The following is a 16,284-nucleotide window of genomic DNA, read 5'->3' as shown; positions in this document are numbered from 1 at the left end:
CTCTTTACTTTCCAAGACAAAACTGGGAGAACAATTGATCAATTAAACTTTCATGAACAGAATCCCCAATTATTTCACCTAGTAATTCCCAGCATCTTGTTAAATCAATTTGAACGATATCTATTGGTATGCCCGCTTCAATACCCTGCAACACTTCATCAATTGCTTTGCTCGCACTTGTTAAAAGAGCAATATGCCTTGAGTTTGAAACATATGTCAAGTCATGACTTTGTATATTTCCCTTGAAAAAAAGAGCTCCAATTGAATCTTCTAATTCATCGATTCCTTTTTCCTCTAGTAAAGAGGTCGTAACTATTGGTCTTCCTTTAGCATATTCTTTTACTTTTTCTATATCTATTTTTCGACTTAAATCTGTTTTATTTATAATAACAATGACATCCATATCTTTAATTACTTCAAATAACTTAATATCTTCTATTGTTAGCTCTTCATGATGATTTAAGACGAGTAATATAAGATCGGCTTCTTTTAGTACTTTTCGTGATCGCTCAACACCGATTCTTTCAACAATATCTTCTGTTTCTCGAATACCGGCTGTGTCCACTAATCGAAGCGGGACTCCACGTACATTCACATATTCTTCGATTACATCACGAGTTGTACCTGGTATCTCCGTAACGATTGCCTTATTTTCATGAACCAAACTATTCAATAAAGAGGATTTTCCAACATTAGGTCTACCTATTATAACAGTTGATAGTCCCTCTCTTAAAATCTTACCTTGCCCGGATGTAACAAGGAGATTATCTATTTCCTTTTTCACAACAGTTGCTTTCTCAACTAACATACGATGGGTCATTTCTTCAACATCGTCATATTCTGGATAGTCAATATTTACTTCTACATGTGCTAGGGTTTCTAGAATTTCCTGACGTAATTTCTTTATCAGTTTTGATAAACGACCTTCCATTTGACCAAGTGCAACATTCATCGCACGATCTGTTTTGGCTCGAATTAGATCCATAACTGCTTCAGCTTGGGAGAGATCAATTCTTCCATTTAGAAATGCACGTTTCGTAAACTCACCCGGATCTGCTAATCGTGCACCATTTTGCAATACAAGTTGAAGGACGCGATTTACAGTAACTAGTCCACCATGACAATTGATTTCCACAACATCTTCACGAGTGAACGTTCTTGGTCCCTTCATCAACGACACCATAACTTCTTCAACTTTCTGATCTGTTTCTGGTTCAACTATATTTCCATAATGTATGGTATGTGACTGTACATCCCTTAATCGTTTAGAAGATGGCGATCGATATACCTTGTCGGCGATTGCAATCGCATCGTCTCCACTCAACCGCACGATAGCAATTGCTCCCTCACCCATCGGAGTTGATATTGCAGCGATCGTATCAAATTCCACTGTTCTCACCTCTCTTATCAGCTTCCTTATCTATATAGAGCACTTACGTTTGTCTTTTAGAGCTTAACCAAAATTTAAACATAGCATAATTTTTTCTTGATAGAAAGAAAAATAGTTACTTTTTATCCACAGTTTTATCCGTACTTTTTATCCTACTTATTATTTTAACTTATCCACATGTTAATAACAATATTTGTAGAGTTGATATGAAACATTGAGTAAAATAATTCACTTAATATGTTCTCGTAAAAGAACGTTTTCCTTCTTCACATATAAAAATGCTAGGCAACAGTTCTGCAAATAGCTGCAAAATATTCGTTTTTTCACAACAAAAAAAACCGTTGCTCCTAATGGAACAACAGGTTTGAGATACTTATTTAGGAGTGATCACTATGTGACGGTTTGGTTCTTCTCCAACAGAGTAGGTTTTTATGCCTCTTATTTTTGTAAGCTCTGCATGTATAATTTTTCGTTCGTATGAAGGCATTGGCTCTAATGAGACCTCCCCAGATGTACGAATAGCTTGATGTGCTAATCTCTGAGCCAATTGGGAAAGGGTTGTTTTTCTTCGTTCACGGTAGTTTTCTGCATCGACATTAATCTGAAGATAGTGTGTAGCATATCGATTTGCAACCAGCTGTGTTAAATATTGAAGGGAATTTAACGTTTGTCCTCTTTTTCCAATCAAAAGAGCAATTTTTTCCCCCTCTATATTAAAGGTGGCTGACTTACTTTCCTGTTCAACAGTAATGGTTGCAATAACTTTCATCTTTTCAATAACATCTGCTAGAAACTTCCTGGCCTCTTCGATTGGATTAGCAATCACACTTACCTTAACAATTGCCGGTTTTTTACCAAAAATCCCGAAGAAACCTTTCTTTCCTTCATCAATAATACTTATATCTACTTCGTCTTTTCTGACATTTAAGTCAGTTAAAGCTGCTTGTACTGCTTCTTCAACGGAATGTCCGGCAGCAGTTAGCTCTCTCACTTTTTCTTTCCTTCTGATAATTTTTCAGCAGAGGCTGCTTTCAAATCAGGACCTTTAATTAAAAATGTTTGAACAATCATGAAAAGGTTACCAACAACCCAGTATAATGACAGTGCAGCTGGGAAGGTAATTGCAAAAACAACAATCATTACTGGCATAATCCACAACATCATTGCCATTTGTGGATTTTGATTTTCAGTACCAGCCATCATCATCTTTTGTTGAATAAACGTTGTGATACCCGCGATGATTGGTAATATAAAAAACGGATCTTTTTCACCTAAATCAAACCATAAAAAATTATGTTCAGCAATTTCTTCCGTTCTCATAATCGCATGGTAAAAACCGATTAAAATTGGCATTTGAACTAATAAAGGAAAACAGCCTGCTAGAGGATTAACACCATGTTTTTGGAAAAGCCCCATTGTTTCTTGCTGTAATTTTTGTTGTGTTTGTTGATCTTTTGAACTGTATTTCTCTTTAAGTTTCTTCATTTCTGGTTGTAGTGCCTGCATTGCTTTTGAATTTTTCATTTGTTTAATCATAAGAGGTAAGATTGCTAACCGTATCACAAGCGTAACAACAACAATCGATAATCCGTAGTTATTCCCAAAAAGTTCTGCAAAATATATAATCAGCCAAGATAATGGGTATACAAAATATTTATTCCAATAGCCTTCAGATTCCGCTGTTATCGGTACGTTAACTTCTGTACACCCCGATAGTAGGGTAAGAATACTGACTAAACCGATAACTAGTAAAATTCGCCTTTTCAACCGATTTTTCCTCCTAACAAATATAAATACCTCGTTATTTGAAGATTTATTGTTTCATACAAAACATTTTATCATCTTTTATCGTATTTTTCTAAATTCTATGTAAGATTTCATTAGTTGAATTTCAACATATTTCTTCATTATATTTTATAACGATAGAGTTTTGCCTTTTTAAAGATATGTTTTAAGCTGCTTTTCACTTCATGATAATTCATCTCTGCAGCTGGTTTTCTTGCGATTACTACAAAGTCTTTTCCTTTTATAATTCGATCTTTTTCCTCTAAAAAAACTTGTCGAATTAAGCGCTTAACTCGATTTCTCGTAACGGCATTCCCTACTTTCTTACTAACGGAAAGTCCAATTCGAAACTCTGATTCTTCAGATTGTTCGAGAGTATAAATAATAAATTGACGGTTTGCCATCGATTTACCATGTTTAAACACTTTTTGAAAGTCATTATTCTTCTTTATTCTATATTTCTTTTTCATTTTGTTCACTCCGGTTGTGATCTGCTTTTTAATCATGCAGAAATCTCACCATCATTATATCTTTAATAATGTCTATTTAAACAGTTCATCTGCGTTTGTCATACTATCTATATATTTTAAAAGCCAACATTTGCACTACAAGTAATGCCTTTAACAATAAGACGCTCCTTAACAGAAGGTGGTTCCTTCCGTTAAGGAGTGGCTTATCCCTTAATGGCTGAGTACTAGAAATCAAAAAGTCAGCTACCTTAGACGTTTTTCCTGAATTACCCTTAAAAAAAGACCACTGACATTTTTCAGTGGCCTATGCTGATAAAACTTTTCTTCCCCGACGACGACGACGAGCAAGAACTTTACGTCCGTTTGCTGAGCTCATTCGACTACGAAAACCATGAACTTTACTACGCTTACGTTTATTTGGTTGATAAGTACGTTTCATTATATGACACCTCCCTGAGGAATTGCTGTTACAGACAGTCTTATTAATTATAGTGACCTACTATGTAAATTGTCAACCTTACCTTGGAAAGAAACTATTTCATACGTTTTGTAAGTCTCTATTTAGCTTAAAGAAATAAAAAGAAATTTTTTTGTACTACGCTTTTTTGTCAAGCTCCTATGAACGGGACGTGCTAGTGCTTCTTTCGATTGACGTCACGATCTCGACTGCCAGCCCAACGACTAATGTACTTTCTGCTCCTTTTATACCTAATTACATTGAATCGACATCGTTCTTCATGTTTCCTATCTCATAGGGAGGCCTGCAGGATACAGGTCAGAAAGGCGTTGCGACAGACGTCGCGGTTGTATCTGCCTCGAGGTCTGGCTATGCCTGAGGTTGAACACGGAGCTTGCACTTTTTACTGTGGATAGATTTTCGACACATTTTTTATTATCCACAACAGTTATCGACAAGTTTTTCACAAGTTAGCTATCTGTGGACAATTATTTTCAACAAATACATTGTTATGTGGATAAGTTTTGAAAAACCATTGCAACACCTCGTTTATTTTGGTATCATATTTGTGTTTTCACTCTTAATAATAGAATTACGAATTGTCGTTATCCACAGACTGTGGATAAGGTGTGGAAAGTTTATAAACAGCATCTTTAAAGTGTTGTCCACATTCGGAAAAAAATGTCGAAAAGATGTTTTTCTACTATATTATATATTTATACACATTTGGTCTTTTTGTATGTTTATACATTTATATTTTGCGCTTGTACAAATCTTATACAAAAGAAGGAACTTTGAGAAAAGGAGGGACAAAACACTTAATGGAGAATATTTCAGAACTATGGAGTAAAGCTTTAACTGAAATAGAAAAAAAGATAAGCAAACCTAGTTTTGAAACGTGGCTGAAATCAACCAAGGCTCATGCTTTACAAGGTGATACATTGACGATTACAGCACCAAACGAATTTGCTAGAGATTGGCTTGAATCGAGATATTTGCATCTCATCGCTGATACGATCTATCAGTTAACTGGAGAGGAATTAATGATTAAATTTATTATTCCTCAGAATCAACAGGATGATCACTTTATGCCAAAGTCTCCTATTAAACAGGTAAATAGGCATGATGAAGATCAAACAGATTTACCACAAAATATGTTGAATCCTAAATATACGTTTGATACATTTGTCATCGGTTCTGGCAACCGATTTGCACATGCAGCTTCTCTTGCTGTCGCAGAAGCACCAGCAAAAGCATATAATCCTTTATTTATCTATGGTGGCGTTGGATTAGGGAAAACCCATCTAATGCATGCTATTGGTCATTATGTAATCGATCATAATCCATCAGCAAAGGTTGTATATCTCTCATCTGAAAAATTCACTAACGAATTCATCAATTCCATACGTGATAATAAAGCAGTAGATTTTCGCAATAGATACCGAAGTGTTGATGTTTTATTAATCGATGATATTCAGTTCCTAGCGGGAAAAGAACAGACCCAAGAAGAATTCTTCCATACTTTTAATACATTACATGAAGAAAGTAAGCAAATAGTCATATCAAGTGATCGTCCACCTAAAGAAATTCCTACTCTGGAAGATCGTCTACGCTCCCGCTTTGAATGGGGCTTAATTACTGACATTACGCCACCAGACCTTGAGACAAGAATTGCCATTCTACGTAAGAAGGCAAAAGCTGAAGGATTAGACATTCCAAATGAAGTCATGCTCTATATAGCAAATCAAATAGATTCTAATATCAGAGAACTAGAAGGAGCACTTATTCGTGTAGTTGCCTACTCTTCACTGATTAATAAAGATATAAATGCAGACTTAGCTGCCGAAGCATTAAAAAATATCATCCCTAGCTCAAAACCAAAGATTATCTCAATCGGAGAAATTCAAAAAACGGTTGGGCAACACTATCATGTGAAACTAGAGGACTTTAAAGCAAAAAAACGAACGAAATCTGTTGCGTTTCCTAGGCAAATTGCAATGTACCTATCACGTGAGTTAACAGATTACTCCCTTCCAAAGATTGGTGAAGAATTTGGGGGACGCGATCATACAACGGTCATTCATGCTCATGAAAAGATTAAAAAGCTTCTCCTAATTGATGAGCAGCTTCAAAAACAGTTAAAAGAGATCAAAAGTTTATTACAAGGGTAAACTTTTTATTTTCTAGTAGTTAATAATGTGAATAACTAGTACACATTCATACACAGTCTATCCACATGTAGATAGACTGTGTTTCCTGTCTTTTTATCGGTTATACACATATCCACAGGCCCTACTAGTACTTCTACTAAGTTTTTATATAAATAATATATATATGCAGCTGAGAAAAAATGATGATAACTAAAATATTAAGAGGAGGATTTCTCATGAAATTTATCATTCAACGAGACAGGTTAGTTCATAGTGTTCAAGAAGTCATGAAAGCTGTCTCTTCTCGAACTACGATCCCCATTTTGACAGGAATAAAAATGGTTGCTACCGAAGATGGTCTCACTTTAACAGGTAGTGATTCTGATATCTCAATTGAATCGTTTTTGCCAACAGAGGAAGACGGAACGGAGATAGTTGAAATACAACAATCAGGAAGTGTTGTGTTACAAGCTCGTTTTTTTAGTGAAATTGTAAAGAAACTTCCTAGGGATATAGTTGAGATTGAACTAGCTACTAATCATTTAGTTATCATTCGTTCAGGTAAAGCTGAATTTAATCTAAATGGATTGGATGCAGAAGAATATCCTCACTTACCTCAAATATCAGAGGAAAATATGTTTAAAGTCCCTACAGATTTATTAAAAACTATGGTCCGTCAAACCGTTTTTGCAGTCTCAACCTCTGAAACAAGACCAATTCTGACAGGGGTTAACTGGCGACTTGAAAACGGTGAACTAATATGCATCGCAACAGATAGCCATCGTCTTGCATTGCGAAAAGCAAAGATAGACACTGAAAATCAAGAAACATACAGCGTCGTGATTCCTGGGAAAAGCCTAAATGAGCTCAGCAAAATACTAGATGACACAAATGACTTGGTTGATATCGTTATTACAGAGAACCAGGTTCTGTTCAAAGCAAAAAATTTACTGTTCTTCTCTAGACTTCTTGATGGAAACTATCCTGATACATCGCGTTTGATCCCAACAGAAAGTAAAACAGATATAATTGTGAATACGAAGGAATTCTTACAAGCTATAGATCGCGCGTCATTGCTTGCTAAAGAAGCAAGAAATAACGTAGTAAAATTCTCAACTCTCACAGATGGGATGATAGAAATCTCATCAAATTCACCTGAAATCGGGAAAGTCAGTGAAGAAATTCAAACTGAAGAAGTCAGAGGAGAAGAATTAAAAATATCGTTTAGTGCTAAGTATGTAATGGATGCATTAAAAGCGCTTGAAGGAACTGAAATTCAAGTAAATTTTACAGGAGCAATGCGCCCCTTCATCATTCGCAATACAAGTGATGATACGATACTGCAACTGATTCTACCTGTAAGAACTTACTAGAGAATTAAGTATTTATTTCAACTCAATAAAGTATATTCTCCACTATGTGAGAGAATACTAAAAATATATAAACCTAGTGCAGAAGAAAAGCTAAAAGGACGTTCGGAAAGAGATTCCGACGTCTTTTTCGTACTTTTGGACTAGTAATCGCGAAGGAAGTTCGGAAAGTGTCCTCTTGAGACGGACATAGGTAAAAAGACACCTAAAGGTTGTGCTTAGGAGCTATTATTTAGTACAATTACTAGTTAGAGACTATTGAAAGAAGGGATTCAAAATCGCAAAGCCTATTTTAATTGAAAGTGAGTTCATAACACTAGGGCAATTCTTAAAGCTTGCAGAGGTCATCCAGTCAGGTGGTATGGCAAAATGGTTTTTACAAGAATATGCCATTTTCGTTAACAATGAACCTGAAAATCGCCGGGGGAAAAAATTAAGAGATGGTGATTTGGTGGAGATACCTGATTTCGGATCCTTTGTCGTGAAAAACTAAAGTTGGTGTACCTAATTGTTTATTAAAGAGCTAACCCTAAAAAACTATCGAAACTATGATGAGCTTGATATCCACTTTGAAAATAAAGTGAACGTAATTTTAGGAGAGAATGCACAAGGAAAAACAAATGTCATGGAGGCTATTTATGTTTTAGCCATGGCGAAGTCTCACCGAACTTCAAATGACAAAGAACTTATTCGTTGGGATCAGGAATATGCTAAAATAGAAGGTAGAGTTGAAAAATATAATACATCTTCATCATTACAATTGGTTATTTCAAAAAAAGGAAAAAAAGCTAAGTTGAATTTTTTAGAACAGCAAAAGTTAAGTCAATATGTTGGCGCAATGAACGTGATTATGTTTGCGCCTGAAGACTTGAACTTAGTTAAGGGCAGTCCACAAGTTCGAAGAAGGTTTATTGATATGGAAATCGGTCAGGTTTCCCCTATCTATCTTCATGATTTAAGTCGCTACCAAAAAGTCTTACAGCAACGAAATCATTATTTAAAGCTTTTACAGATTCGTAAACAAACCGATCAAGCAATGCTTGATGTACTGACAATTCAGCTTTGTGAAGTAGCAGCTAAAATAATAAAAAAGAGATTACAGTTCATCAATCAGCTTCAAAAATGGGCCGAACCAATTCACTCGGGAATTAGTAGAGGGCTCGAATCTTTAACAATTCAATACAAACCATCTGTTGAGGTATCAGAAGATCAGGATATGTCGAAAATGATAGAAGTACTTCACCTGAAATTTGATAAAATAAGAGAGAAAGAAATTGATCGTGGAGTAACTCTTGCAGGACCACATCGAGATGATCTTGAATTCTTTGTAAATCAGAGAGATGTACAAACGTATGGCTCTCAAGGACAACAACGCACGACCGCTCTTTCTTTAAAGTTGGCAGAAATTGAATTAATTCATGCAGAAATCGGGGAATATCCAATTCTTCTTCTTGATGACGTATTGTCTGAGTTGGATGATTACAGACAATCTCACTTGTTAAATACAATTCAAGGCAAGGTACAAACCTTTGTAACAACAACAAGTGTAGAAGGGATCGACCATCAAACGTTAAACGAAGCAGCAACTTTTCATATTGAAGCCGGAAAGCTTGCAGTCGATAAATGAGGTGATTCACTTGTATATTCATTTAGGAGAAAATTTTGTTGTTCCTTCAAAAGAGGTTGTTATGATTTTAGATCGACAATCTTCTCAAGAATCAGCAATTGTGGGTGAGTTTTTGGCGAAACAACAAAAAAAGATTATTCAGCTTACACAAGGTCAAGCGAAGTCAGTCATCATCACTAAAGACAACATTTATTTTTCCCCGTTAGCTTCTAGTACTTTAAAAAAAAGAGCACAAATTGCTTTTAACATAGATATCTAAATTTACCGGTATAAACGATAAATCATGATCGATATTAGGTTTTAGGAAAAGTGTAGGTGATTCTAATGACGATGGAACAAAAACAAGTGGAACAACAATCATATGATGAAAATCAAATTCAAGTATTAGAAGGCTTAGAGGCAGTTCGTAAACGTCCAGGGATGTACATTGGATCTACCAGTTCAAAAGGACTTCACCATCTTGTGTGGGAAATTGTTGACAATAGTATTGATGAAGCAATGGCTGGCTTTTGCGATGAAATCAATGTTCTGATTGAAGAAGATAATAGTATAACCGTTATTGATAATGGTCGAGGTGTTCCTGTAGGTATTCATGAAAAAATGGGAAGACCGGCTGTTGAAGTTATTATGACTGTGCTTCACGCAGGAGGTAAGTTTGGCGGCGGTGGATATAAAGTTTCCGGTGGATTACACGGAGTTGGAGCATCTGTTGTTAATGCTTTATCAGCAGTTCTAAATATCACGGTTTACCGTGAAGGGAAAAAGCACTTTCAAAAGTTTGAACGCGGAGTACCGAGTGGAGATTTAGCAGTTATTGGTGAATCAGATCAAACTGGGACAACAATCCACTTTAAGCCTGACTCAGAAATTTTCACTGAAACGACAATCTATGAATACGATATTCTCGCTAACCGTTTGCGGGAGCTAGCGTTCTTAAATCGTGGACTTAAAATAACGATTGAGGATAAACGTGATGAAAAACGCCAAAATGAATATTTTTTTGAAGGCGGAATTAAATCGTATGTCGAGCATTTAAATCGTACACGCGAGGTTATCCATGATGAGCCTGTCTATATTGAGGGTGAAAAGGATGGCATTACAACAGAAGTTGCCATTCAATATAACGATAGCTACACAAGTAATATTTACTCTTACGCTAATAATATTCACACACACGAGGGTGGAACACATGAAGTTGGTTTTAAAACAGCCCTGACTCGTGTAATCAATGACTACGCAAGAAAGCATAATATCTTTAAGGGTGATGATGCTAATTTATCTGGTGAAGATGTACGCGAGGGAATTACGGCAATTATCTCCGTTAAACATCCCGATCCACAATTTGAAGGGCAAACAAAAACAAAGCTAGGAAATTCAGAAGTTCGAACTGTAACTGATCAAGTATTCTCTGAGGCATTTGATAAGTTTTTACTTGAGAATCCTTCAACTGCAAGAAAGATCGTTGAAAAAGGACTTATGGCTGCTAGAGCCCGCCTTGCTGCTAAAAAAGCACGTGAGTTAACAAGAAGGAAAAGCGCATTGGAAATCTCAAATCTACCAGGTAAATTAGCAGATTGCTCATCAAAAGATCCTTCGATTGGCGAATTGTATGTCGTTGAGGGTGACTCTGCAGGTGGTTCAGCAAAACAAGGCCGAGACCGTCATTTCCAAGCCATTCTACCTTTACGTGGAAAAATCATTAATGTTGAAAAAGCAAGATTAGACAAAATCCTCTCAAATAATGAAATTCGTGCAATTATTACGGCACTTGGAACAGGTATTGGAGAAGATCTTGATATTACAAAAGCACGTTATCATAAAATTGTTATTATGACAGATGCGGATGTCGATGGCGCCCATATTCGCACATTGTTACTAACGTTCCTTTATCGTTATATGCGTCAAGTTTTGGAAAAAGGGTATGTTTATATAGCGCAGCCACCTTTATACAAAATTCAGCAAGGTAAACGAATTGAATATGCATACAACGATCGTCAACTTGAGGAGGTCCTTGCACAGCTTCCTCAGATTCCTAAGCCAGGTATTCAACGCTATAAAGGTTTGGGAGAGATGAATCCAACCCAATTATGGGAAACAACAATGGACCCAGAAACTCGTACATTGCTCCAGGTGACATTACAGGATGCAATTGAAGCGGATGAAACATTTGACATTCTAATGGGGGACAAAGTTGAACCACGTCGTAACTTTATCGAAGAAAATGCACGCTATGTTAAAAATTTAGATATCTAACCAATAGTAGAGAACACTCCGTTAGTGAGAGGTGTTCTCTTTTTTAAAAATCAAAGTAAAAGAAGATTCAAATTACCAAAAGCATATCTTCATTAAACTTAATCGAAAAAAACTAAAAGATTCTGCCTATGATAGAGGAATTCTTTTATTTCCGCTTATTTATTTAGAATACACGTGTAATGTCCTTCTATTATTGATATAATGGAGAGTAGGCTATTCTGTTAAATTTTTCACGAATTAAGAAAAACTGATCAATATTTCATAGAATCAAACTGCTCTCCCAATTTATTAAGTGGATAGCACTAAGGGAGGTTACATATAAGATGTCGGAAAATCAAAACTCTCATGTAGTAGAAATAAATATTAGTAAAGAAATGCGCTCCTCTTTTTTAGATTATGCGATGAGTGTTATTGTTTCACGTGCATTACCGGACGCACGCGATGGACTAAAACCAGTTCATCGTCGGATTCTTTATGCAATGAACGATTTAGGAATGACTTCAGACAAGGCTTATAAAAAATCTGCACGTATCGTTGGGGAAGTTATTGGGAAGTATCATCCACATGGTGACTCGGCAGTCTACGAAACAATGGTGCGTATGGCTCAGGACTTTAACTTTCGATATATGTTAGTTGATGGGCATGGTAACTTTGGGTCTGTAGATGGCGATGCTGCAGCTGCAATGCGTTATACAGAAGCACGTATGTCCAAAATAGCCATGGAATTAGTCCGTGATCTTAATAAGGATACAGTTGATTATCAAGAAAACTATGATGGCTCTGAGAAAGAACCAGTTGTTTTACCAGCGCGCTTTCCAAACCTACTAGTAAATGGATCTACAGGTATTGCTGTTGGTATGGCGACGAATATTCCACCACATCAATTAGGAGAAATTATTGACGGTGTTCTTGCATTAAGTAAAGACCCTGAAATTTCTATTCCAGAATTAATGGAGATTATTCCAGGGCCGGATTTTCCTACATCTGGACAAATTATTGGTCGAAGCGGCATTCGAAAAGCCTATGAATCGGGTAGAGGTTCTATTACTATTCGTGCAAAGGTAGAAATTGAGGAAAAAGCTTCTGGTAAACAAGTAATCATAGTGAATGAACTACCTTTCCAAGTAAATAAGGCAAAATTAATTGAGAAAATTGCTGACCTTGCTCGTGATAAAAAGATTGAAGGAATAACGGATCTTCGTGATGAATCGGATCGTAATGGGATGCGTATTGTTATTGAAGTACGAAAAGATGCTAATGCTAATGTCCTTTTAAACAATCTTTATAAACAAACAACTCTTCAAACAAGTTTTGGAATTAACTTGCTTGCACTTGTAAATGGACAACCAAAAGTTTTAAATTTGAAGCAATGTTTATACCACTACTTGGAGCATCAGAAAGTAGTAATTAAACGTAGAACTGCTTTTGAATTGAGAAAAGCAGAAGCACGTGCACATATTCTTGAAGGATTACGTATTGCATTAGATAATTTAGATGCAGTAATTTCATTAATTCGTAGTTCACAAACTGCAGAAATTGCTAGAAATGGATTAATGGAGAACTTCTCATTAAGTGAAAAACAAGCTCAAGCGATCCTAGATATGCGTTTACAGCGTTTAACCGGACTCGAAAGAGAAAAAATTGAAGAAGAATATCAAGCGCTTGTGGAATTGATTGCAGAATTGAAAGCAATTTTAGCGGATGAAGAAAAAGTACTTGAAATCATTCGTGAAGAGCTATTAGAAATTAAAGAACGCTTTAACGATAAACGCCGAACAGAAATCATTACAGGCGGAATTGAGAATATTGAAGATGAAGATTTAATTCCAAGGGAAAATATCGTCATTACGTTAACTCATAATGGCTATATTAAACGCTTGCCTGCTTCGACTTATCGCAGTCAAAAACGTGGTGGTCGAGGTATACAAGGAATGGGTACAAATGAAGATGATTTCGTAGAGCAGCTTCTAACGACATCCACTCATGATACAATCCTATTCTTCACCAATAAGGGGAAAGTATATAGAGCGAAGGGTTATGAGATTCCTGTTTACAGCAGAACCGCTAAGGGTCTCCCTATTATAAATCTCTTAGGTGTAGAAAAGGGAGAATGGGTGAATGCGATCATTCCAGTTTCAGAATTTGTGGATGACTGGTATCTTTTCTTTACAACAAAGAAAGGTATATCTAAGCGATCTCCTTTATCACAATTCGCTAATATTCGTAATAATGGTTTAATCGCTGTTGGTTTACGCGAAGATGATGAACTTATTTCTGTTCGATTAACCGACGGTTCGAAGCATATGGTTATTGGTACGAAAAAAGGAATGTTGATTAGATTCCAAGAAACGGATGTTCGTTCGATGGGACGTACAGCTTCAGGTGTTAAAGGAATCACACTTGATGAAGATGATGAAGTTGTAGGTATGGAGATCATCGAAGAAAGTGTAGACGTATTGATTGTGACAAGAAATGGTTATGGTAAACGAACACCATCAAGCGAGTACCGTATTCAAAGCCGCGGTGGTAAAGGGTTAAAAACGTGTAACATAACTGATAAAAATGGTCCTGTTGTTTCAGTCAAAGCAGCTACAGGTGAAGAAGATTTAATGCTAATTACGGCTAGTGGTGTGCTAATTCGTATGGCTGTCGACACAATCTCAACAATGGGCCGTAACACTCAAGGTGTAAAATTAATTAGATTAGATGAAAATGTTTTTGTTTCAACCGTTGCACTAGTTGAAAAAGCAGAAGATGTTCCCGAGGATTATGAAGATGATAACGAATCTTCAGAAGTTATCTCGCCTAGAGATGATAATGAATCGTCAGAAGTTATCAATCCTTCAGACGATTCTGAGGAATAAACTATAGAGGGTGACTCATTACCGTGTGTTGACCACTCTAACATAAGATATAGTTTCTTTATTGAGATAAGATACTATATAACTTAGGTTAGAGTGGTCACACGAGGCTGAGTTACTCTTTTTTTTGTGCCATTTTTACAAGAATAGGTCGATTCTCTTAAAAAAAGAAACACTCACATATTTTCTCGTATATAATTAAAGCGGGAGGGATACCAGTGAAAATTGATATTAGTCAGCTAAGAAAAGGATGTATCTTATCTACAGATATTTTATCTGTTACAAATAGACCATTAGCCTTAAAGAAAACGGTTGTTAATGAACAAACAATAGAGGCTCTGCGTGCATTCTTAGTAAAGATTGTCGATGTGGAACCTTTGCTCCAAGATGGTAAGCTATTTCAGCCACAGTACATACTTGATGATGCGAAGACGCAGAAAAAACCAGGAAAAGAAGAAACTGGTATACTGTCAAATCATACTTCCTTTTATCAATTATATATGGAAGCTGTTAAAGGATTTAAACAGTTATACATAGGGTGGCAGTCTGGTGCTACAATTGACATCGGAAAAGTTAGAAAGGTAATTTTACCACTCATTGAAGAATCGATTGATCAAACGGGTGAGATTTTTAAAATTTATCATTATTGTAAGGTTGAGGAATACCATTTTCACCATCCGATTACAGTCTCCTTATTAAGTTCATATTTAGCTAGAAAGTTAAACTACAATCAAGGAGATATTAATCAAATTGCAATTGCGGGTTTACTTAGTGACTGTGGAATGGCCAAGGTGAATCCCTTAATTCTTACTAAAAAAATAGCATTAACAGAAAATGATTATAAAGAAGTAAAGCAACACCCAGTACATAGCTACAATATGTTAAAGAATATCATGTCCATAAAAGAGGGCGTAAAAATGGGTGTTCTACAGCATCATGAACGGATTGACGGCAGTGGTTATCCACTAGGAGTAAGGGGTGAACAACTTCATCCATATGGAAAAATAGTCGCTCTCGCCGACACGTATCAAGCGATGGTGTCAATTAGACCATATCGAAATAAACAATCACCATTTAAAGTTTTAGAGCAAATAATGAAAGACGAATTTGGAAAGTTTGATTTAACAGTATTGGTTGAATTAAAGAAGGGAATAGCTAACTTTTCTTCCGGAACAAAAGTGAGGTTGTCAAATGGTGAAACAGCTGAGATCGTTTTTATTGATGAACAATACCCAACAAGACCAATGGTGAAGTTAGATCAAACAGCGGAAATTATAGCTTTAAAAGACAAAAATACAATTTATATAGAAGAACTTATCTAGAGCAAAAAGAATTGCTCTTTTTTTATTGCTTTTTATTAATTAAGCTGATATAATTCTAAAAGTCAGCAAAACAGTTGTTGACAACCGAAAAAATAAATAAAATATGTTCTTGACATTACGTTAAGATTAATGTTATATTTAAGAGGTCGCTTTTGGGCGATGAAATATTAAAAAGTTCTTTGAAAACTAAACAAAACCAAGCGTGCCAACGTTGATTTAATCAACAAAGCAACAAAGTTTTTTTCGCACATTTGTGTGCAAAAGAAGAGCTAGTCAAACAATCTTATTGGAGAGTTTGATCCTGGCTCAGGACGAACGCTGGCGGCGTGCCTAATACATGCAAGTCGAGCGGACATTTGAGAGCTTGCTCTCAAATGTTAGCGGCGGACGGGTGAGTAACACGTGGGTAACCTGCCTGTAAGATTGGGATAACTCCGGGAAACCGGAGCTAATACCGAATAACATTTTGAACCGCATGGTTCAAAATTGAAAGATGGTTTCGGCTATCACTTACAGATGGACCCGCGGCGCATTAGCTAGTTGGTGAGGTAATGGCTCACCAAGGCGACGATGCGTAGCCGACCTGAGAGGGTGATCGG

13 protein-coding genes and 1 rRNA gene are annotated in these 16,284 nt (G+C 36.2%); 9 read left to right on the top strand and 5 right to left on the bottom strand.

The window, feature by feature from the left end; all coding sequences use genetic code 11:
- Nucleotides 1-4 precede the first annotated feature (4 nt).
- The 5 genes from mnmE to rpmH all read right to left on the bottom strand — a co-directional run bounded on the left by mnmE (nt 5) and on the right by rpmH (nt 4,084).
- Nucleotides 5-1,390, bottom strand: a complete 1,386-nt coding sequence (gene mnmE, locus ACFFIX_RS16755; protein WP_378935998.1) for a tRNA uridine-5-carboxymethylaminomethyl(34) synthesis GTPase MnmE — start codon at nt 1,388-1,390, stop codon at nt 5-7.
- A 373-nt stretch (nt 1,391-1,763) separates the two neighbouring features.
- Nucleotides 1,764-2,381 (bottom strand): RNA-binding cell elongation regulator Jag/EloR, encoded by a 618-nt coding sequence (gene jag / locus ACFFIX_RS16750; RefSeq protein ID WP_378935996.1) that lies wholly within the window; start codon nt 2,379-2,381, stop codon nt 1,764-1,766.
- A complete protein-coding gene (gene spoIIIJ, locus ACFFIX_RS16745; protein ID WP_378935994.1) occupies nt 2,378-3,157 on the bottom strand; it encodes a YidC family membrane integrase SpoIIIJ in 780 nt (259 codons plus the stop codon). The genes jag and spoIIIJ overlap by 4 nt, the downstream gene beginning before the upstream one ends.
- Before the next feature lie 140 nt (nt 3,158-3,297).
- A complete protein-coding gene (gene rnpA, locus ACFFIX_RS16740; protein ID WP_378935992.1) occupies nt 3,298-3,645 on the bottom strand; it encodes a ribonuclease P protein component in 348 nt (115 codons plus the stop codon).
- A 304-nt stretch (nt 3,646-3,949) separates the two neighbouring features.
- Entirely contained in the window at nt 3,950-4,084 is a 135-nt protein-coding gene (gene rpmH, locus ACFFIX_RS16735) for a 50S ribosomal protein L34 (protein ID WP_378935990.1), read from the bottom strand.
- An 839-nt stretch (nt 4,085-4,923) separates the two neighbouring features.
- Between rpmH and dnaA the strand changes: the two genes are divergently transcribed.
- The 9 genes from dnaA to ACFFIX_RS16690 all read left to right on the top strand — a co-directional run.
- The gene (gene dnaA, locus ACFFIX_RS16730; RefSeq protein ID WP_378935988.1) at nt 4,924-6,273 is read left to right on the top strand and encodes a chromosomal replication initiator protein DnaA; all 1,350 of its coding nucleotides are present in this window, start codon (nt 4,924-4,926) and stop codon (nt 6,271-6,273) included.
- Between the two features lie 215 nt (nt 6,274-6,488).
- The gene (gene dnaN, locus ACFFIX_RS16725) at nt 6,489-7,625 is read left to right on the top strand and encodes a DNA polymerase III subunit beta (RefSeq protein ID WP_378935986.1); all 1,137 of its coding nucleotides are present in this window, start codon (nt 6,489-6,491) and stop codon (nt 7,623-7,625) included.
- A gap of 274 nt (nt 7,626-7,899) precedes the next feature.
- Nucleotides 7,900-8,115: a ribosome maturation protein RlbA gene (gene rlbA / locus ACFFIX_RS16720; RefSeq protein WP_378936152.1), complete on the top strand. Its 216-nt coding sequence runs from the start codon at nt 7,900-7,902 to the stop codon at nt 8,113-8,115.
- Between the two features lie 15 nt (nt 8,116-8,130).
- A complete protein-coding gene (recF, locus tag ACFFIX_RS16715) occupies nt 8,131-9,249 on the top strand; it encodes a DNA replication/repair protein RecF (RefSeq protein ID WP_378935984.1) in 1,119 nt (372 codons plus the stop codon).
- 10 nt (nt 9,250-9,259) lie between these two features.
- Nucleotides 9,260-9,508: an extracellular matrix regulator RemB gene (gene remB, locus ACFFIX_RS16710; RefSeq protein WP_378935982.1), complete on the top strand. Its 249-nt coding sequence runs from the start codon at nt 9,260-9,262 to the stop codon at nt 9,506-9,508.
- 65 nt (nt 9,509-9,573) lie between these two features.
- Nucleotides 9,574-11,502, top strand: a complete 1,929-nt coding sequence (gene gyrB / locus ACFFIX_RS16705; RefSeq protein WP_378935980.1) for a DNA topoisomerase (ATP-hydrolyzing) subunit B — start codon at nt 9,574-9,576, stop codon at nt 11,500-11,502.
- A 323-nt stretch (nt 11,503-11,825) separates the two neighbouring features.
- A complete protein-coding gene (gene gyrA, locus ACFFIX_RS16700) occupies nt 11,826-14,366 on the top strand; it encodes a DNA gyrase subunit A (protein WP_378935978.1) in 2,541 nt (846 codons plus the stop codon).
- A 215-nt stretch (nt 14,367-14,581) separates the two neighbouring features.
- Nucleotides 14,582-15,685, top strand: coding sequence for an HD-GYP domain-containing protein (locus tag ACFFIX_RS16695; RefSeq protein ID WP_378935976.1), 1,104 nt, complete (start codon nt 14,582-14,584; stop codon nt 15,683-15,685).
- A gap of 283 nt (nt 15,686-15,968) precedes the next feature.
- Nucleotides 15,969-16,284: ribosomal RNA gene (locus ACFFIX_RS16690) — 16S ribosomal RNA — on the top strand; the annotation flags it as partial.

The sequence above is a fragment of the Metabacillus herbersteinensis genome, assembly GCF_042433335.1.
GTDB classification, from domain to species: Bacteria; Bacillota; Bacilli; order Bacillales; family Bacillaceae; genus Metabacillus; species Metabacillus herbersteinensis.
The sequence above is the reverse complement of the archived record's forward strand: the minus strand, read 5'-3'. Positions and strand labels throughout refer to the sequence as shown.